The sequence below is a fragment of the Sphingomonas sp. R1 genome (assembly GCF_025960285.1).
Classification (GTDB): Bacteria; Pseudomonadota; Alphaproteobacteria; order Sphingomonadales; family Sphingomonadaceae; genus Sphingomonas.
In genome coordinates, this window is the sequence record NZ_CP110111.1 from 3234519 (window position 1) to 3253496 (window position 18978).

Consider the following 18978-nt stretch of genomic DNA (forward strand, 5'->3'; position numbering starts at 1 on the left):
GCGGCTGCCGCGCGACGCGTATTTGGACGATCTGCCTGCATGACCGACCTCCTCAAGCTGCCGCACCGTCTCGATGCCGAAGCGCATACCTGTCGCGCGATCATCGAGACCCCGCGAGGACATCGCTCGAAGTTCGACTACGATCCGGAGAGCGGTCTCTTCGAGCTTGCCGGCGTTCTGCCGGCCGGGATGGCCTTTCCCCTAGCCATCGGGTTCATACCCGGGACGAAGGCGGAGGACGGGGATCCCGTCGACATTCTCGTCCTCGCCGACGAAGATCTGCCTGTCGGCTGCATGGTGACGGTTCGCCTGCTGGGGGTGATCGAAGCCGAACAGACCGAGGAGGGGAAGACGTGCCGCAATGACCGGCTGATCGGCAAGGTCGCGAAATCCCACACGTATCGCGATGTCGAAAGTTTGCAGATCCTGGGCTCGGCGTTCACCGACGACCTTGCTTTGTTCTTCCAGACGTACAACCAGCTTCGCGGACGTGAGTTCAAGGTTGTCGCGATCGGAGACGCGCATAGAGCGGCCGAACTGATCCGCGAAGCTCAGCGCTGATGATTCGAATCGAACGATAGAGGCCATCGGGTCGGTTCCCGCAGCTGGTTAGGATTCCGGTCTCAAGCTGCGGGGGTTGGTTCCTGAAGTTTGGTGATGAACCCTTTGAAGATGCAGTAATATGCGTCATCGTCTATAATGACAAGCTCCTGTGTCACAGGCTTGCAACTATTGATCGAGGTGAGAGGTTATCTCAGTCGCCTGATGTACGACTGACGGCTAGTACTCCTGCAACAGCACATACCGGCTTATCTCGGCGTGCGGCACTCGGAGACCGCGCTGGATGCAGCAGTCGGCGATCTATCGATGTTCGATCTGGATCCGCGGGAGGCCTGTCGCTGGTTACGCAGTGGCGATGGCTCTGGCTCTGGTAGGCCTTCTTGTTCGCCTCGCCCTTGGTCCCACATTTCTCGGCTTCCCCTTCATCACGTTTACGCCCGCGGTACTCGCTGCGGGCTACGTCGCCGGCGCGCGGGCCGGATTGGCCTGCGCCGCTGCCTCTGCGGCCTTGGCTTGGTTCTTCCTCGTGGTTCCGTTTGAGAAATCGGGGGTGACCTCGCCCCATGGCCTCATTGCCATCGGGGTGTTCCTCACCAACGCCGTTCTGATCGTGCTCGTCGTCAGCGGAATGAACAGGGCATATGCTCGCGCGGTGTTCATCGAGGAGGAGCGAGCGCGATCGAACGTTCAACTCGAGCAGCGTGTCGCCGAGCGTACGCACCAGCTGTCCGAAGCCAATCAGGCGCGGCTCGCCGAAGCCGATGCGCGGCGCGAAGCCGAGGCACGCGCCGCACAGGCTGACCGGCTAGACGCGATCGGGCGGCTCACGGGCGGCGTTGCGCACGACTTCAACAACATGCTCGCGGTAATCATCGGAAATCTGGAACTGGCAGAGGCAAAACTCAATCGCGGCGACGTCGACGTAATACGTCACATAGATGGAGCCATGGACGGAGCGCGACGGAGCGCGACGCTGACTCGCCGACTGCTTGCATTTGCGCGCCTTCAGCCCCTCGACCCTGTGGTCACGCAGATCAACGAACTTATAAAGGGCATCGAGGAACTGCTCATCCGAACCCTTGGCGAGCGTGTCTCGATCGAGTGCGAGCTTGATCCCGACTTGTGGCATGTGAACGTGGACCCTGGGCAACTGGAAGGCGCTCTCGTGAACTTGGCGGTAAATGCACGAGACGCGATGCCGGATGGCGGATCCCTCCACATCCGAACCCGCAACGTGTCGGGATCACATGTGACCGATGGCCCTCCAGATCTCGTCGGCCACGATCATATTGTCATCGAGGTGACCGACACTGGGACCGGCATGTCCGAGGAGGTGCAGGCGCGAGCGTTCGAACCGTTCTTCACAACGAAGGAACCGGGTAGAGGTACGGGGCTCGGGCTTAGCCAGCTCTATGGCTTCATGAGGCAATCTGGCGGCGGCGTAAAAATTCGCTCAAGCCTTGGCAGCGGAACGACTATCGCCCTTTATCTTCCCCGCTGCGAAGCCCCACTCGCGGCAGTCCAAAGAATGGTAACGGCCAGGACGACGGCTCCCCGCGCAGTCGGCGGCGAGACGATACTCGTCGTCGAGGACGAGGACAGGGTTCGCAAGGCGACTTCCGAGACGCTTCAGGAACTTGGTTATCGGGTTCTTGAAGCGAGCGACGGAACGCAGGCGCTCGAGCTGCTCTCCGGGAGTGTAACGGTCGATCTCGTGTTGAGCGACATCGTCATGCCCGGAATGAGTGGCAGCGAACTTGCTGACGTCGTGCGAAGGCAGCGCCCGGAGATGCGGTTCCTGTTCATGAGCGGCTATTCCGCGGATCAGTTCGGTGAGCGAAGTCACGGAGGCGACGATCGCATCGATCTGCTGACGAAGCCGTTCACGAGAGACAGGCTTGCACGACATGTCCGAAAGCTACTGGATAGTTCCACATGAACATCGGGAGGCTATGCGACCCTCGTCCCACCCAGATGGGGAAGCCTCGGTACTCCATACAACCGTTAGCGCTTTGAAGAACGTTTGCGCATGCTTTGGGTGCTGAACCAACCTGATCTGAGTTGGTTCAGAGCACATGCAGCTGTCATATCCTACCTTCGAAGAGCGGCTGGTCATGCGGCTTGCCGCGTTGACTGAACTGTCTCGCTCGGACCGCGTCAAGCTGCAGGAAGCGGCGCAATCGTCCTTTGTCATCTCTGAAGAGAAGCCACTGAAGCTGAGCGGCCCATCCGGTCGAAGCCGGCTGCTGGTAGTCGATGGGTGGCTTGCGCGATCGACGTCCCACCAGGATGGCCGACGGCAAATCATCGGCTTCTATGTGCCGGGCGATGTGATCTCTCCCGGTATGGCGCTTAAGCCTGTGATCACGACGGATCTCACTTCCGTAGGGCAAGCCACGCTGTGCCCGGCTCCCGAGGGGCAATCCCTCGCCAGAGCGTATGCAGCGGCAGCAGATGTCGAACAGGCCTATCTGCATCGGCAAGTGGCGCGCCTTGGGCGCATGAACGCGTTTGAGCGTGTGGAGGACTGGATGTGGGAAATGCGTGATCGGCTCTTGCTCTCAGGAATGGCTCAGCCTCAGGCGTTTCAGCTTCCGATCACGCAGGACATCCTCGCAGACGTTCTCGGCCTCACGCCGGTGCATGTGAATCGAACCCTTAAGCTTCTAAGGGAAGTGGGGGTGCTTACCTGGCGATCGGGATATGTCCGCTTCGCTCATGAAGGAGCCTCTTCGCAAGTGGCTTGCGAGGAGCTTGGCAGCCGAAGCAGCCGTGCAAGTGGCGGTACACCATTCACGGGGCAGGCATGACCTCGGTGAGGACACCTCTCGAGCAGCGTTCGGCAGCATGTTCCATCCGTTAGCTCTCGGGAAATCGAGAGGCTTGTGGGTGACTGTAGATCCTGATCGCCGACATGCGGCGGTCGGAAGTTGGCAGCTGACAGTAGCCGAGAACGCTCGACAGGTGTTTCCCTCACGCATTGAGGAAGCCAGCATATAGTTTTTGTACCTAGTTGCGGAGCCGTTCAGGCCACGGCAGGAAGTGCGACCGGAAGCACGTCCCCTGAGGATGGCCGGGTCGCACTGGCGCCGCAGCTTGCCGTCCTGGCTGCGCGCGACGGCATGAAGAGCCCGTACGCCCCGCGTGCGGGCTCTTCTAGCTTCTGGCCTGCGTAGGGATCGATGACAGCCGGCGGCAGGCCGACCTGCCGCTCGGGATAACTAGTCGAGATTGGGCTTGCGCCCATGGCCAAGTCACTGGTCCATCTCCTGTGCGGGTGTTGACAGGCAAGCGACGACCGCCGACGTACCACCTACCTGCGTGTCGGCAGCTCCGTGGCGATAGACGGGTCCGATGTTCAATCGAACGTCGTCACGTTGAGCACGTCTCGCACCCAGACAGGCATGTTCCAGCGGTTGCGACCGGCTCCATCGTGCGCGATCAGATACGGGACCGTGCTTCCTGCGTAGATCGCGATTACTGTGTCTGTGGACCACCGGACCGGGTCCTGCTCGCCACGCTCTCTGCCGCCCGCGGACGTAGCTGCGGCATTCCCCTGCATCCTCTCGCCGACGGTCGCGGTCCAAACTTCCCCATCATGCCTGAACGTGATCGAGTAGATCCGTTCTTTCGTCGGCAGGGGAGTGCCGCCGACAAAGGTTGCCATGCCGTGGTATGCCTCCTCTTGGTGAGCAGCATCGACCAGGGGAATGAAAAATCTGGGCATCGAACCTTCCAGAAATCGTGCTTGTCGGATCCGCACCGCCTCCTGAGAGCATGGCGATTGGGAGTAGTGCATCCGGATAATGGAAGCGATCACGGCCGGCGACCACCTCGAGCGGTCAGGAAGTACAGATCTAACGCTTTGAACGCATTTCTCGCTTGATCCACGCTCCTAGTTCACCGAGGGCGCTGGTCAGACCAGCCTTGCTGACGGCAACATCCCATGGACGAGCTCTCAGGTTGGCATCGTAGTTATGGAGAAAGAAGCGCGACTTCGTTGCGCCCAGGCCCTTCTCCGCTGCCACCTTCAACTCTCTGCGACATTGGGCTGCAAGGAGAGCAGCTGCACCTTCGACTTTGCGCCTCCTCGCCTCAGCCTCAAGGCTATGGAGGGCTGCCTCAAGACCGGCCTGCGAGTTTCGAGCGAGAACGATGGGGGCATCAGCATCCGGGGGTGTGTAGAGCCAATCCCGGGCGGCCTCTTCCAAGGCATCGAGCGCCGCGATGCTCAGCGTACGCTCTCGAGCATCTGCTTCACCCTGCGCCCGGCTTCGTTCCCGGTCCCTTGCCCGGCGAAGCGCGCCCTCCACCGGCAGGCCGAGCAGTGTCCTCGCGGGAGCGCCATCCTGCATCATCCGTTCGATTGCCTGAAGCGCGTCTCGCAGTTCCTGCCACCGGGCTTGTGGCGCTTCCAGAAATGCATGAAGCGGTTCCTTCAGATCCGGTATGTTCCGCGTCTCCCACTGGGCTCGATCGAAGGCACCCCGCTCATCCGCTGGGATCAGGCTCAAAATAGTATCCAGTGACTCGTCAACCGTTTTCCTGCGACGCTTGCTGACGAGCCACTGCTCCTGCTGCTTCGCGAGGCTTTCCGCGCGGTCGTCGGCGATCTCGAAGCCGCCGCCACCATCCCGTTGCAGGATGTATTGGTCGCATAGGTACTGCAGGTAGTCTTCGACGGCGTCCCGCGGGAGCTTCCCTACTAGTCCAGTGTTGCGCAGCGCGCGCGCCACGTGCTCCGGCACCGCCTTTTCAAACGGCTCGCCGATGCAGTCGGAAATCGATCGTACTGCTGCATCGAGGTCGAAGTTGGGAAGATGGAAGTCGTCGCCAATCTGGACGAGGACTCGTCGGATGAGCAACGCTGCCTGCCATCTTACGCTGGGGACGATGAAACCGTCCGTGAAGGCGCTAGGCGAAAGGAGTGGTGCGAGCTGCGCGTCGGCTTCTACGGCCTGCAACTCCTCGGAGCCTGCGTCCGTGCTACTGTGACGCGCACGTTGCAGAGCCACTTCTAACTTGCGTGTCTCTGCATCAAGTTCACGCCGCGCACGCGCTTCCCGTGCTCGGACTGCCGCATCGCGCTGCTCTGCCGCCTTGCGCCTCTTCGCTTCTTCCGCGGCGGCCTCTCGGTTGATCTGATGCTGGAGACGCTCCTTCGCCTCTTCGACCTTCGGGTTGAACAGCCACTCGCGAGGGGCGCCCCGGATCAGGGCATGCTCGATCGCTCGCCGATCGCTGCTCTTTCGCCAAGCCGACATGTCGATCTGTAGGGCCGCGACCCCACGCTTCTGGAGCCTCTCGATCTTCTCAGGCCCGCACGCATGCGTGACCAGGACCTCGACGAGAAGCTTGCGACCATCGGGCGCGGTAAGCACCACGTCGGGTACGATGTCGCCCATGAACTTCTCGAGTTCTGCGCGGCTGAAGGAAAACACAACCTCGTCGTAGGTCTGCAGTCGCCGTCTGCCGACCTTGGCGGCAACGGGTGGCAGAAGAAGGCGCAGCTCCTTTTCAAGCACCTCCTTCGCCCAGCTGTGTGCATTGGTCTCAGGACCGTACCCGCAACCTCCACCTTTGGCGTGATGACCGAAATGAGGGATGTTGCGGTCGCCCCGGCGTGCGATCAACGTGCCTCCGCAAGCAGGGCAGGAACATTGACAGGCGAGCCCTCGCGGAACGCTCGACACGTGCACGAGCGATCCATCTGGACGTGTGCCGTAGACAAGTTCGGCGCCGAAGGCTGCGAAGGCGCTATGATCGACCAGTCCAAACGGATTCGCGTTGGGACCCTCTTCCTCAACCATGGCGTGTATCTACCCGACGTGCTGGGTGACCGCAGACCAAGATCGCGATCGCGCCCTCGACAAGAAGGGCGAGCATGCCGAATGCGTGCGGGACGTCAAGGGCGCAACAAAGCTGCTTCAAACCGGAGCATGCCAGCCGTTGGCTGCAGGAGCAGTTGGGCTGCGCGGAACGACCGTCCTCCTCCTCTCGTTCCAGCGCGAACTTCTGACAGGTTGAGGCATGAACAGCATCATTGGCTTCATAGCTCCGGCCGCGACGATGATCGCGGCCATGATGACCGCTGCGAACATCAGCGTCCGCGTGACGGGCTGGGGGTTCGTGATCTTCACGATAGGATCGGTCTGCTGGTCGATCTTGGGCGCCTCCAGCGGTCAGACAGGACTTCTCGTCTCCAACGTCTTCCTGACCGCCGTCAACGCCCTTGGAATCTACCGATGGCTGGGGCGGCAGGCCAAGTTCGCCGACGGAAGCATGCGGGCTACACGAGTGTCCAAGCATAAGGCAGGACCTACCCTCGTAGCCGCCGGCTCGCTCCTGAACGCCTCGGTTCACGAAGTGTCGGGACAGGCGATCGGCACCGTCGTCGACGCCATGCTGAGCAGCGAGGATAACAGTCTGGTCTATCTGGTCGTGTCCTGCGGTGGCTTAGGGGGGCTGGGAGAAACGCTCTATGCTCTGGATCCCAGGAACTTCACGGTCGAACCGGGAAGAGTGCAGACGAATCTAACTAGGGACGCATTCGACCGAATGCCGGAGGTGCCGGCGGACCGGTGGCCCTCGCGTCTCCCACGAATCGCATAGTGCAGAGCTTGCGACCCGAGGATATCTGCGCCGCAGAGGCTTCTGGCGAAGCCATCGGTCCAATTACCGGAAAGGGGAGGGGCCTGACGGAGTGGTCAGTCTTGGACTCTTGGTTCGCCGCAAGGACCTGATTTCCATTCGCAGGAGGAACGGGGGGCACAGCCTCTTGTTTGTGCAAGCGATCCAAAGCGGAGACTTGAACATGTCGATCGTCGATTCCGTAATCGCAGCCATCACCCCGCCCGAGACTGAGGATGCACGTCTCAGAGCTACGCAGGAAGCGAAGGCCGTGGCACGTTCAGGTGACTGGCTATCTCAGATCCTCGAGCATCATCGCGGCATCGAAGCGCAGTTCGAGCGGCTGAGAGCGGCCGCGCCAGCAGACCGTCCTCGTGAGCAGAAGCAGCTGGGGGTTCTTCTGACGGCGCATGCCGTCGCTGAGGAAGCTGCAGTGTATCCAGCTCTGGCCGCGGATCACCAGGTCGGTCATGCAGAACTGGCCTACCAGGAGCAATCGGCCGCCAAGATGGAAATGGGGTTGCTCGAGCGCCTTGATCCCGCGAGCGAAGACTATCACGACAAGCTCGAGCACATCCGCGGCGCTGTCCTGCACCACGTGTATTCGGAAGAAGGCACCTGGTACGTCAAGCTGGCCAGATCCGCACCGGCTGCCGACCAGCAACGCATCACGGAACGGTATGCGGAGGAATATGCCCGCTACATGGGCGCCGACGCGCCGCTCTTCTCCCGCTGAAGCGCGGAGAGCGGCAGCGGCTCCGAAGTCTTTTCCAACGTGCCTCGCAGTTGCAGGCACGTCTATTTCGGATGGTTGCGCCTCGTTAGTGCGCTGCCAGCTTCGCGAATGAAGAATACACCAAGTCCTCCGCTGCCTGATTTCGGACATTGTGTATTGGCGGCCGCTACATAGTTGACGATGGTCGCCTGGCCGCTAACAAGGCCAGCGGAGGTCAGGTTTTGGCTTCCGAAATCCTAAAAGGGAAGGGTAGCCCGTTGCCGGAAGAGAATGCATCAAGCCCCGTTGAACTTGCGACTGAGCTCACGGTAGCTTGGCTGACCAATCACAACAACCGCATCAATGCGGACGAGGTTCCTGAATTCCTGCGCACGATGCACCGCACGATAACCGAGCTTTCGTCTGGTTCGCGACAGGCTGAGCCGGAACGGGAGGAGAGCGTAGCTACTGCCGAGTTCACACCCGCGGTCTCGGTCCGCAAGTCTCTCGCGTCGAAAGATCACATCATCTCCATGATCGACGGCAAGCCCTACCGAACGTTGCGCCGGCATCTCTCGACGCATGGCCTCACTCCTGAAGAATATCGCGAGCGTTACAACCTGCGGGCTGATTACCCCATGGTAGCGCCGAGCTATTCCGAAGCTCGCCGGGCGATGGCTCACAAGATCGGGCTTGGTGCCAAGGGGCGGAAGAGCAAGTCGTCCGCCCCTGCTGCTGCCAAGCCGGGCGTACGCAAGGCTCGCAACGCCGAGACTTCGGAGGGCTGACGTTCTCGCGCACCGGGCGGGGGCGTCCGGTGCGCGATTGCCGACGCGCTTTGACTCAGTGCAGGCGCCTTGCAGACGCCTCAAGCGTCTCCACCGCGGCCTCCTTGATGTGGAGCCATGCGTCCACGCGCTCGACGTCTCCCAGCGCTTGCTGATTGTTGATCTGCGCGTCGATGACGATCGTTACCTCGTCACCGTACTGCTCGATTAGTTCATGAGCGATGAGATACGTCTTGATTTGATCTTCTCGGGTCAACGCATACCCCCTTCGCATGAAGTCAGAGAAGGCCGAGGATGTTGTGGGACACAAACATCGCCAAGCAATGTTTAGACGCGCGTCCCAGACCAGAACCGAAAATTCCCTGAGATCGTTCGCTCAAGTCAGGCCGCAATCGGGAGAGATGCTGCTTCTGCCTGATGCGCATAGCGCCCCTGAATGACAGTCAACTTTGTGAGAACGTTGCTCAACGCAGCCTCGCTGATATCATCGTCACACCGTTTGCCTTTGAGGATGCCATCTTCCAGGAGCCTCTCCAGTGCGGAGCGAGCCCGCGACACGCGGCTCTTCACCGTGCCCAACATCACGCCGGTGACTTCAGCCGCCTCTTCATACGACATGCCTGCAGCCGCGATCAATATGAGAGCTTCGCGTTGATCTGGGGGGATCTGCTGAAGCGCTCGCATAACGTCACGAAGCTCTACGGTGCTGTCCTGTTCAGCAGGCGCAGCCAGCACGCGATCCGCAACGAGATCGTTCCACTCACCCACGAATCGCCTGCGGCGAACCTGCGTAAAATAGTAGTTCCGCAGGATCGTGAATGTCCAGGCCTTGAAGTTTGTCCCCGCTTGAAACCGGCCGCGCGCGACCCAAGCCTTGAGCATCGTCTCCTGAACAAGGTCGTCGGCCACATCTCGGTCGCCACTTAGGCCCCGCGCAAATGCGCGGAGATCGGGAATGGCAGCCTGTAGTTGACCCCTGAACTGTTCATCTGAAAGCGTAGTGATGCTCGCATGGTCTGCAACGGTCTCTTGCATGGTGCCCCAATCCATCATCATGATCCGTTGACCAAACGTTTCGTATGGGCAACTGTTCCTCCCGATTGCGCCAGACTTCGGCATTCTTCGACGGCCAATCTCTCATCCCTTTCTCGACGACCGGCCGCACATAAAGACGAAATTAGTTTAGCCAGGCGTGCCCGCGCCGCTGGCCAGCGAGCATCTAGCGACGGCAGTGAGCTAAGGTGGCGCTTGATGCCAACTCACTAGCGCACCTCGTGTGTTCCGTTTATGTTCTCAAGCCGACTCGGCGCTTGTGGTCGCTGGTAAAACACTTTAGAATGAGTCAAGGGTAAGCGGAGGCAGAGCGTGATTTTCGAGCATTGGTCGCGGCGCCTCGGTTTGGCCGCGACTCCACTTTTTGGCCCGCATGCGGGACGCGAGCATGTGGCAATGCTTGATGGGGTCGCGGGCAGCTTCGTTCTCTCGGATGCCGTGGCATCATCCGTTGACGATGTACGCAACTCAGACATTGGGCGCAGCTGGTCCTGGTCCGCGATGATGCGGCATCATGTTTTAGTCGATGCGGATAATGTGACGGTTACATCCTCCAGTGGAAGCTCGCCGGATCGCATCCGCCGCCGGGCTGTCGAGGACGATCTTGAGGGATTTCTTGCCTTCCTGGAGCGCAAGGGCTCACCGTCCGCGGACGTGGTCGATCATGTCATCGGCAGCTTCCAGGGGCTGCGCGCCCGCGTGACAGGATCTGACACAGCTCAGCTCAACGCTTTCCTTGCGCTTCTTGCTCTTCGACTGGCAAATCCAGCCGTGCCAGCGGACGACATGCCGGACCTGATTGGACAGCTGGCGGAGAATGCTGAGACCTTCGGACTTGACCCCGATGGCATCGAGGAAGCGACCCTCTCCGTCGATCTTGCGAGGAAGTTCTTCGCAACGCTGCTGCAGGACAGCCGTAGTGGGCGAGAGCTACGCATCGACCTTACGGTGCGACACGCTGGAGCGGAGCTGTTCCAGGCGGCGCACCTTGCCCCGCCCGTACAGCCGGCGCAAGGTGAGCTCTGGGGAATGTCTGCGACTGGCGTGCGCGTCCGCCCTCACAGCCTCAAGGAAATCGCCTATACGCCCGTCGGACTTGCGCGGATTCTGGCCGAACAGTCACTGCAAGGATGTAAGATCGGCGCGGACGGGTACTTGACCATCATGGATCCTACCTGCGGCTCCGGGTCGTTCCTCGTTGAAGCGATCGCGGCCCTTCAGCGCAGCGGATGGAAGAGCAAGGTTCGCGTGGTTGGTTACGACATCTCGCCGACAGCGATTGCGACAGCACGTTTTGCGATCGCCTGCGCAAAGCGCGACGGGGTCGATTTCGAGGTACAGGCCGTTTTCGAACAGAGGGACTTCCTCGACGACGAGCAGGAGGTCGCGTCCGCTCAGGTGATCCTGATGAACCCGCCCTTTCGATCCTGGCCTGACATGAGCAAGGCCGAACAAAGGGCAGTTCGCGCGAGTCTTGGTGCCGACTACCGTGGGCGCCCCGACAAGAGCATGGCGTTCATCCAGCGCGCCGTGCGGTCGGCGGAAGAGGGCGCGATCATATCGGCGCTTCTTCCTGGAGGCGTGCTCGCCAGCGAAAGCGGCCGCGCATGGCGCGAGAGCCTCGCGAGACTGGCGACGCCGAGGATGATCGGCACCTTTGGCGATCACAGCCTGTTTCGCTTCGCGACCGTCAATGCCTGCGCTCTGTCACTGGTGAAGGGTGCCGCGGGGACCGTGGCGCACGACAACGATGTGCAGATGATGTGGGCGTCTGAAATCCAGGGCGCGGCATCAACTGCGTTGCGCACGCTCAGGCGCGAGCGAATGGCAGGCGAGCTTGTGAGCGCAGCGCCTGCGTCGCGTGGCGAACTGTCGTGGAATCTCTATGCAACCCCGCTTCAGGACATGCTTCTCAAGCCTAACTGGCTACCAGCTCCCGGGCTTCTCAAAGCAGAGGAGCGCGAGGCGCTTGGGGCTCTGCGGACGCGCGTGAGCGATCTGTTCACGGTGCACACCGGCGTTCGCGCAGGTGAACGCAAGGCATTCATCCTCACATCGGCTGAACTCGATGATCTGCCCGCAGCGGAGCGTCACGCGTTCCGTCCGATCGCCGAGAAGCGGTCGATTGCTGGCGGCGCGGTAAACCCGACCGAGTATCTGTTCTCGGTTGGCGAGGACATCATGACCGAGGCTGAGCTGAAAAGGGCAGCCCCGTGCTACTACGAGCGCCATCTGCTCCCCGCAAAGTCTGCTTTGGGAAGCCGCGCTCGCGCTGGCGAGCGTTGGTGGAGGCAATCAGAACCTCGCAACAAATGGCGTACTAGCACCGAACCGCGGATCGTAAGCCGGCAGTGGATCAAAAACGACGGCTTCGCTGTCGACAGGGATGGCGCCTTTGCGGTCGTCCAGGGGTTCGCATGGTTTCCGACAACTGTCTTGAAGCGCGCGATCAAGGCCGCACCTGACGCCGGCGAGCTGGTGGAAGTGCTAGGTCTATATACTGTGCTCATGAGCTCGGACGTCTTCTTCAGGGTGGCTAGAGAGTACTCAACAAACGCCGGAGGGGGGCAGATCACGTTGCAGCAGAAGCACGTCAATCACGTGCCGCTTCCACTGATACCTGACGTCATCGTTCAGAAGCCGCATCTGCTGGATGAAATTCTGGGCTGGCGCGGGCAGTTCCCCGAGCTTGATCGACGAAACGCATTTGCAGCCGCATGCTACGGCTTCATCATCGAAGCATGATGTTGCGCACGCTCACCGCTACGCCAAAAGACCTGGAAGCGATGCGGGATCGACTGAGATCAGAGATACACGGCGCGCTGGAGCTCTCCCGACGAGACTATGTGAAGTTCGAGTGCGTCAGCGTTCCAAATGGCCGTGAGAAGACCTATCAATTCGTGTGCGACCGGCACGGAGAACTCGCGCTCGACGACCGAGGCGCCGAGCTGCCCGTACTCGAGATCGTCTCAGGCCGGGGTTGGCGGGCCCTGCTCGGTCTTTCAGTCACCTGGGCGCGCGAAACTGCAAGCCGAAGCCGATTCCTCGGATGCCAACTGATCCTGTTCCTCGAGCGGCTGCCACGCTCACAATCAACTCCTGCCAAGCAGGTCATGCGGCTGGAGTGGGAGGCGCTGGACCTGAATTCGAACTACGACAACGACATCGCACACCCGCATTGGCAGATGGATCTCGCAAACTTCGCCGAGGTACGAACGGACAAGTTCATCCACTCAGAGCCTCGGGCAAGAGACACCATCATTCCTGCGACGGACGTGCCCGACCTGTCATGGTCATCGAAGCTCCACTTGGCAGCAAACGCCAGATGGATGACGGCCCCGTGGGGCAAGGAGCGGCCACTCCCGCACGTGTCCGGCCCTCAGAACATGGATGAACTGATATCCTGGATGGCTTCTTCGTGCCGCTACGTTCGCTTCCAGCTTGAGGAAGCTTTTGGAGAGTGATGGGATATCTTGACGTGCCGCGCTCCTCCCATCCGCACCATCGCAGCCTGCATGTCACTGCACGCTGTGTCAGCGGTCTACCTGCTCAGGATCAGCGGCCGGAAGAACGACCAGGCAACCTTTGGAGGGGCTGGGTCAGGCAGTGAACGCCGCCACCGCACGCGGCGAACTGGGAGATATTCACGAGGTCGACAAGGTAGCGCGACGCTCGCAGGATCGTAGCGACGATCTCAGAACTGGCTATCACGCGACGCGCGCCCAGTGATAGGATGTTGCAGCCCAGTCTACCTGCCTCCGTGGCTGGCGCCGGCAAGATCGTGATTCCGCACGAGCGCACCGCATTCACAAACGCCGGGTCGAGGAGGTCGATGCAACCGATGGCTTCCTGCTCCCCTACCATGCAGAAGATCGTATCGAGATGGAGATGGTCGAAGTGGAAAGGGCAGATGATCACCTGCCACCCTGCGTCCCTGAACGGCGTCGCAAACTCCTCAACACCCGCCGCTGAACTCCGCTCACCGGATATGCCGACCAACAGGAGCCCTTCCCGCGCGACACAGATGTCACCGCCCTCGATCGTACCCCGAACGATCTGCCTGAATGGAATGCGAGCCGCATTTAGCGCCGCGATGTGAGCAACCACCTCGCCGCGTCGATGAGGCATCGCTGGGTTGAGGACCACATGGCCGAATGGCGTCGATACGCCAATGTCCCTGGTGAAGCACATGTCTGCCATGCCGGGCGAGGGCTCGAGCACGTGACAGCGTACGCCGTGCCGTCGAAGAAGCCCTGTAAGCGCTGCGTGTTGTTCAAGCGCCGTGGACCTGCAGGATGTAAAGCCGCCCTCCAGGCTTGAGCGCGTAACTGCGCAACATGGCACGGGTGCAAGATAGTGGGGTGGACATAGAATCACTTCGGTCAGGCGATCGGTCTCGGCTTGAACGAAGCTACGAACCGGATCGGGCTGCCGCAAACTGATGCTCGGGCCGTCAAGATGATCGAAGTTGGCCTTCATCACTCTTCCTCGATGTCGCGAACTAGGCGGAGTGCCTTTCGCTAATCTTGCGCTCGAGGTGGCCGCGCTCGTGATCATGCACAAGCTGGCTAAGGGAAGTCTCGTCGAGATCGGCCAAGACATCAGACAGCTTGTCGTGGGGTGCCGCTGAGGGAGCGAAGGACGCTCCGTAAATCTTCCGAAGCGAGCTCACCAAGGTGTTGCCGTGCTTGCGGCTGATTTCTCCATTCTTGTCACGGTGTCGACCGTGAAGGCCGGGCTGTTGCATCGATCTTCGTTCCTAACTGCGTTCCTTGTGCGGCTGAAACGCGGAAGCGCGTTTGTGGCTCCCTTGGGCAACAAGCGCTGACGCTTCGTAGGTGCGCGATTCACCTGATCCCGCGAGCTTCAGCTCAGTCCGCACGCTCCCGTCGGCCTAGCGGTAGGATTGGCACTCCAGTGATTCACATGGCGCTGGCGGCGAGGTGGATGCTGTCGAGCGAGATGGCGTTGATGGGTCATGTCCCGTGGCGACGCGGCCGCGGTCTTTCAGGCGGCAGAACATACGTCCGACGGCGCTAAGATCCTTGTCGAGGTTCTGCCTGCAGCAGCTTCTCCAGCGGCGGCTGGCCCTGGCGGTTGGGAATGACCCTCTGCCGCTCGTCGAGGTTTCGACACGATTGGGATTATCGGAGGCGACATGGACGATGCAGCGCGGCTGCGAGGCGTGGAGCAACGCCCACTGCCAAATCGTCGCCTGGCCGGGTGTTAGGAGGAAGGCGAGCGGATTGCCTCGGGCGCCGGCGGTATCGACCTTGGTGTTGCGCCTCTCGGCTGATGCTGACTGCCGGAGCGTACACCTCCCTCCTTTCGCAGGCAGCTGGACGGCGGACCTTTCACATGCGTGCTTTCGATCAGGACCTTGGCCGGCGGTCGCAAGCAACTGCCAGCGCTTGAGTGGCCCTCTGCCAGGCATCCGTCTTCGACCAACGTTACGCCGTTGCGCGGGGGCTTGCGCGTGACCTAGGCGCTCGCAGCATCCTTCCAACGCTAGCCTGCCTGCAGCACATAGACGAGGCCGCTGATCACTCAGCGCTCGTTGGCCCGCGGCACGCCTGGCGGCCTGTCTGGCAGAAGCGGCCGTGGTCGCTTCTACCGCTCCTCGCTCAGCCAGAGCTCTCCCGACATCCTCTCCGAACCTTTAGTTAGCAGGCACCGCTTTCGCCGCGGGAGCGTTTGGGGCGGGCGCATCGCGAGATCTGGAAGGAGTTGCATGACATCGATCACATCGATCGCCGCCGACGTCGCCCGCATTCTGGAGGCGCACGATCTAGTCTATCTTGCGGACGATGATCAGCAGGCTGAGGCGCTTACCGCCACGCTGAGGGCGATGCTACCTGCGTCCACGATCTTCTTCGTGCCCTCTAGCGACGCACTGCCCGGAGATCTTGCGCCTGCCTCGCCGGCTAACATCGGCCTACGGGTGGCAGCGCTGCATAGCCTCCGGATGGCTCAGCAAGTGGGCGACCGGCGGAAAATCGCGTGCATAGCAAGTGGTGAGGCTGCCGCGCGGTTTTACCCGCCTCCCGCAGCATTCGACCTCGCCCCTCCTCGGATAGCCGTGGGCGACAGGCTTCTCATGGAACAGTTGTCGATGATGTTGGAAGAGGTCGGCTACGTCGCCGACGATCGCGTCGACGAACCCGGTGAGATGGCTGTGCGAGGTGAGGTCGCCGACATCTTCCCGGCGGATGCGGGCCGACCTGCTCGCATCGAGATCGCCAATGGCCTCGTAGCTTCCATCCGCGCCTATGATCCGCACACACAGCGAAGCATCGAGGAGCTTGAGGCCCTCGAGATCGGGCGTGCTGCTGAACCCGACAGCGAGCCCTCAACCTGCCTCCTCGAACACGTTCCTCCCGGAGTGATCCTGTTCTCCGAGCGGGCTGACAAACGCCGAAGCCGCTTTCTGCAACTCGCCATCGATGCTGCTTGCGGGAGGAGTGAGAAGGTTGATGCCGTCTCGGAGAGCGCCTGGGAGGCCGCACTTTCGGAATGGCGCGAGATCGCTCTGGAGTGTAGGTTCCAGCCCGTGCCGAGGTTCGTCGAAAGCCGCTCGCCACTGGCGGCGCTCGACCGTTTCCTGAAACCCAAGCTTGCGGAAAATGCGCTCATACTGGCGGGAGGGGTGCGCGACCTGCGCTTTCTACGCACACGCGTGAGTAAGCGGCTCGGCCTGGAGATGGTCGAGCTCGCGAACTGGCACCAAGCCCTGGAACTCCCGCCGGGAAGAGGGGGCTTCCTCGAGATGCCGGCGGACTGCGGCTTCGTAGGCGATGGATTGATCCTGATCGCGGCAGCCGACCTGCTTGGTAGCCGCGCCGTCAATGGTGCCTCGGCAGAGAACATCGACGGCGTTTCGGCGTTTCGAACGGGCGACGTTCACATCGGCGATGTGGTTGTGCACGAAGACCACGGGGTCGGGATCGTCACTGGACTGGAGCAAGCGCCCACAGGGGGTGGCCATGGCGGCGAAATGATCGCGCTGGAATATGCAGGGGGATCGCGACGGCTGGTGGCGATCGACGATGCTGACCGAATCTGGCGTTATGGTATCGACGCCGATGCAGTGACGCTGGACAAGCTGGATGGTTCGTCCTGGTTGAAGCGCCGCGAAGCCATCAATGTAGCTATCTTGGACAGCGCCAAGGCGTTGACCGCGCTGGCCGAAGCCCGCGCGAAGCTGGCGGCACCTGTGCTCGATCCGGATACGTCTGCCTATGAGAAGTTCACTGCCGGCTTTCAATTCAACGAGACCGCGGATCAGGCTCGAGCTATTGCCGCCGTGCGCACCGACCTTGCCAGCGGCAAGCCGATGGACCGACTGGTGATTGGCGACGTCGGCTATGGCAAGACGGAGGTTGCGCTCAGGGCATCTGCGCTGGCGGCGCTTGCGGGACATCAAGTGGTGGTCGCCGCACCTACGACTGTGCTGGTCCGCCAGCATCTGGCGAGTTTTCAGCGTCGCTTCGAAGGTACCGGGCTGAAGGTCGCCGGGCTCTCCCGTCTATCGAGTGCAGCCGAGAAGAAAGCGGTCAAGGCGGGATTGGCGGACGGATCGATTCAGATAGTTATAGGCACCGGAATGGTGATGGCAGAGAACGTGCGCTATGCGCGTCTTGGCCTTGTCGTGATCGACGAAGAGCAGCGCTTCGGGGCAAGCGACAAGTCTAGGCTTCGTGGATCGGGTGAGACGCATCTGCTGAGCCTAAGCGCCACGCCGATCCCGCGTACGCTGCAGGGGGCGCTCGTGGGACTCCAGCAGATCTCGATCATCTCTACACCTCCTGCACGGCGCCAGCCGATCCGCACGAGCCTCGATCAATTCGACGAGGGTCGCATCCGTACCGCCCTGCTTCGTGAAAAGCGTCGCGGTGGGCAAAGCTTCATCGTCGTCCCGCGGATCGAGGATATGGCGAAGCTCGCCGAGAAGTTGCGTCGCGTCGTGCCCGACATGAATCTAGTGGAGGCGCATGGCAAGATGCCTCCCGCCCAGATCGACGCCACGATGGTGGGTTTCGCAGAGGGCGAAGGTGACGTTCTTCTGGCTACCAACATAATCGAAGCTGGACTGGATATTCCCCGCGCTAATACAATGATCGTGTGGCGAGCGGACCGATTCGGACTTGCACAGCTTCATCAGCTGCGTGGGCGCGTCGGGCGTGGCACCCGGCGCGGCCAGGTGATCCTTCTCACCCAAGGTGAGGATGCGATCAGCGCGCAAACCGTCAAGCGCCTTCGAACGCTCTCAACCTTCGACCGTCTCGGCGCGGGGTTCGAGATCAGTGCACGGGACCTCGACTTCCGCGGTGCCGGCGACCTGCTCGGCGAAACTCAGTCAGGCCATATGAAGCTGATCGGTGTCGATCTATATCAGCATCTGCTGCAGCGAGCGCTGCAGGCTGCTCGCGGCGAGGCCGAAGAGAATTGGTCGCCCGAGATGAATTTGGGTGCGCGATGTGCCTGGCCAGAAACATGGATACCCGAGCCGGACGTGCGCCTGACGCTCTATGTGCGGCTCAGCCGTCTGACGAGTGAGGCGGAAATCGATGCGTTCGAGGAAGAACTGGTCGACCGCTTCGGGCCTTTACCAGAAGCAGCACTGACGCTGATGACGCACGCACGTCTGCGCCTGTTGGCGAGGGCGGCCCGGATAGCTCGCGTTGATGCTGGACCATCCGCAATCGCATTCTCGCCGAGACACGATTTCAACGCCGATGCTGAGGCGGCGGGGCTGACCGCCAAGAAGGACCGCCTGCTTCTGGTAGCGGCGATCGGGGAAGATCAGCGGTTGGAACGGATTCAGGTCGTGCTGGAAATGCTGGCAACCTGAATGCTGCCCTCACGGACGGGCTTGGTTCCACGGTTCAGGTACGGGCTGATGTTGCTGTGATCGTGCCTTCATGTTTCGAGCACGAAGCGGACATGGCGCAGCAGCGTGGGCAGCGATTGAGACCTTCGTCGCACAGGCGCGTGCTGATGATCTCGATGGATTGGTTTGCACCGGCTTGCGAGCGAACAGTGTATCGTCCTTTGGGGGCGTCACCCTCGCAGCCGGCGTGAACCGGCTGACCCGTGTGTGGCACGTGTCCCATCGTCTGATATTTGAGGTGACATAGCGAAAGACGCATGACTGATCTTTGCGGTGCATTCGCCCGTTGAGCAACTTGAAGGCCACGGGCGTAACGAACGAGGATGGAGGTTGCGTCGAGG

The 18978-nt window shown here is 61.2% G+C and carries 14 protein-coding genes; 9 read left to right on the forward strand and 5 right to left on the reverse strand.

Translation table 11 applies throughout. The features are described from left to right. Positions 1-39: 39 nt before the first annotated feature. The 3 genes from OIM94_RS15470 to OIM94_RS15480 all read left to right on the forward strand — a co-directional run bounded on the left by OIM94_RS15470 (position 40) and on the right by OIM94_RS15480 (position 3371). The gene (locus OIM94_RS15470) at positions 40-561 is read left to right on the forward strand and encodes an inorganic diphosphatase (protein ID WP_264607580.1); all 522 of its coding nucleotides are present in this window, start codon (positions 40-42) and stop codon (positions 559-561) included. A 355-nt stretch (positions 562-916) separates the two neighbouring features. Beyond that, positions 917-2500 (forward strand): response regulator, encoded by a 1584-nt coding sequence (locus OIM94_RS15475; protein WP_264607581.1) that lies wholly within the window; start codon positions 917-919, stop codon positions 2498-2500. 136 nt (positions 2501-2636) lie between these two features. Next, positions 2637-3371 carry a Crp/Fnr family transcriptional regulator gene (locus tag OIM94_RS15480; protein ID WP_264607582.1) on the forward strand — a complete coding sequence of 245 codons (735 nt, stop codon included), beginning with the start codon at positions 2637-2639 and terminating at the stop codon, positions 3369-3371. A gap of 548 nt (positions 3372-3919) precedes the next feature. Here the strand turns inward: OIM94_RS15480 and OIM94_RS15485 are convergent. Together OIM94_RS15485 and OIM94_RS15490 are read right to left on the reverse strand one after the other, a co-directional pair. After that, the gene (locus OIM94_RS15485) at positions 3920-4381 is read right to left on the reverse strand and encodes a hypothetical protein (protein WP_264607583.1); all 462 of its coding nucleotides are present in this window, start codon (positions 4379-4381) and stop codon (positions 3920-3922) included. A 37-nt stretch (positions 4382-4418) separates the two neighbouring features. Then, positions 4419-6194 (reverse strand): hypothetical protein, encoded by a 1776-nt coding sequence (locus OIM94_RS15490; protein ID WP_264607584.1) that lies wholly within the window; start codon positions 6192-6194, stop codon positions 4419-4421. A gap of 397 nt (positions 6195-6591) precedes the next feature. Between OIM94_RS15490 and OIM94_RS15495 the strand changes: the two genes are divergently transcribed. The 3 genes from OIM94_RS15495 to OIM94_RS15505 all read left to right on the forward strand — a co-directional run bounded on the left by OIM94_RS15495 (position 6592) and on the right by OIM94_RS15505 (position 8694). After that, complete coding sequence (locus tag OIM94_RS15495) at positions 6592-7173, forward strand: PRC-barrel domain-containing protein (protein WP_264607585.1); 582 nt, start codon at positions 6592-6594, stop codon at positions 7171-7173. Positions 7174-7375: 202 nt separating this feature from the next. Further along, a complete protein-coding gene (locus OIM94_RS15500) occupies positions 7376-7927 on the forward strand; it encodes a hemerythrin domain-containing protein (protein ID WP_264607586.1) in 552 nt (183 codons plus the stop codon). Positions 7928-8148: 221 nt separating this feature from the next. Further along, positions 8149-8694, forward strand: coding sequence for a MucR family transcriptional regulator (locus OIM94_RS15505; protein WP_413716363.1), 546 nt, complete (start codon positions 8149-8151; stop codon positions 8692-8694). A 55-nt stretch (positions 8695-8749) separates the two neighbouring features. Here the strand turns inward: OIM94_RS15505 and OIM94_RS15510 are convergent, their stop codons facing one another. Next, complete coding sequence (locus tag OIM94_RS15510) at positions 8750-8950, reverse strand: hypothetical protein (RefSeq protein ID WP_157084726.1); 201 nt, start codon at positions 8948-8950, stop codon at positions 8750-8752. Between the two features lie 125 nt (positions 8951-9075). Further along, on the reverse strand, positions 9076-9750 hold the full coding sequence (locus OIM94_RS15515) for a sigma-70 family RNA polymerase sigma factor (RefSeq protein WP_264607587.1): 675 nt from the start codon (positions 9748-9750) through the stop codon (positions 9076-9078). A 309-nt stretch (positions 9751-10059) separates the two neighbouring features. On the opposite strand from OIM94_RS15515, the gene OIM94_RS15520 reads away from it, so the two are divergent. Beyond that, positions 10060-12492, forward strand: a complete 2433-nt coding sequence (locus OIM94_RS15520; RefSeq protein WP_264607588.1) for an SAM-dependent methyltransferase — start codon at positions 10060-10062, stop codon at positions 12490-12492. Then, the gene (locus OIM94_RS15525; protein WP_264607589.1) at positions 12489-13211 is read left to right on the forward strand and encodes a hypothetical protein; all 723 of its coding nucleotides are present in this window, start codon (positions 12489-12491) and stop codon (positions 13209-13211) included. Before OIM94_RS15520 ends, OIM94_RS15525 begins: the two co-directional genes overlap by 4 nt. Positions 13212-13302: 91 nt before the next feature. Here OIM94_RS15525 and OIM94_RS15530 read toward each other — a convergent pair whose 3' ends face one another. Then, on the reverse strand, positions 13303-14226 hold the full coding sequence (locus tag OIM94_RS15530) for a dimethylarginine dimethylaminohydrolase family protein (protein ID WP_264607590.1): 924 nt from the start codon (positions 14224-14226) through the stop codon (positions 13303-13305). A 1252-nt stretch (positions 14227-15478) separates the two neighbouring features. On the opposite strand from OIM94_RS15530, the gene OIM94_RS15535 reads away from it, so the two are divergent. Then, a complete protein-coding gene (locus OIM94_RS15535; protein WP_264607591.1) occupies positions 15479-18598 on the forward strand; it encodes a helicase-related protein in 3120 nt (1039 codons plus the stop codon). Positions 18599-18978: the final 380 nt, after the last annotated feature.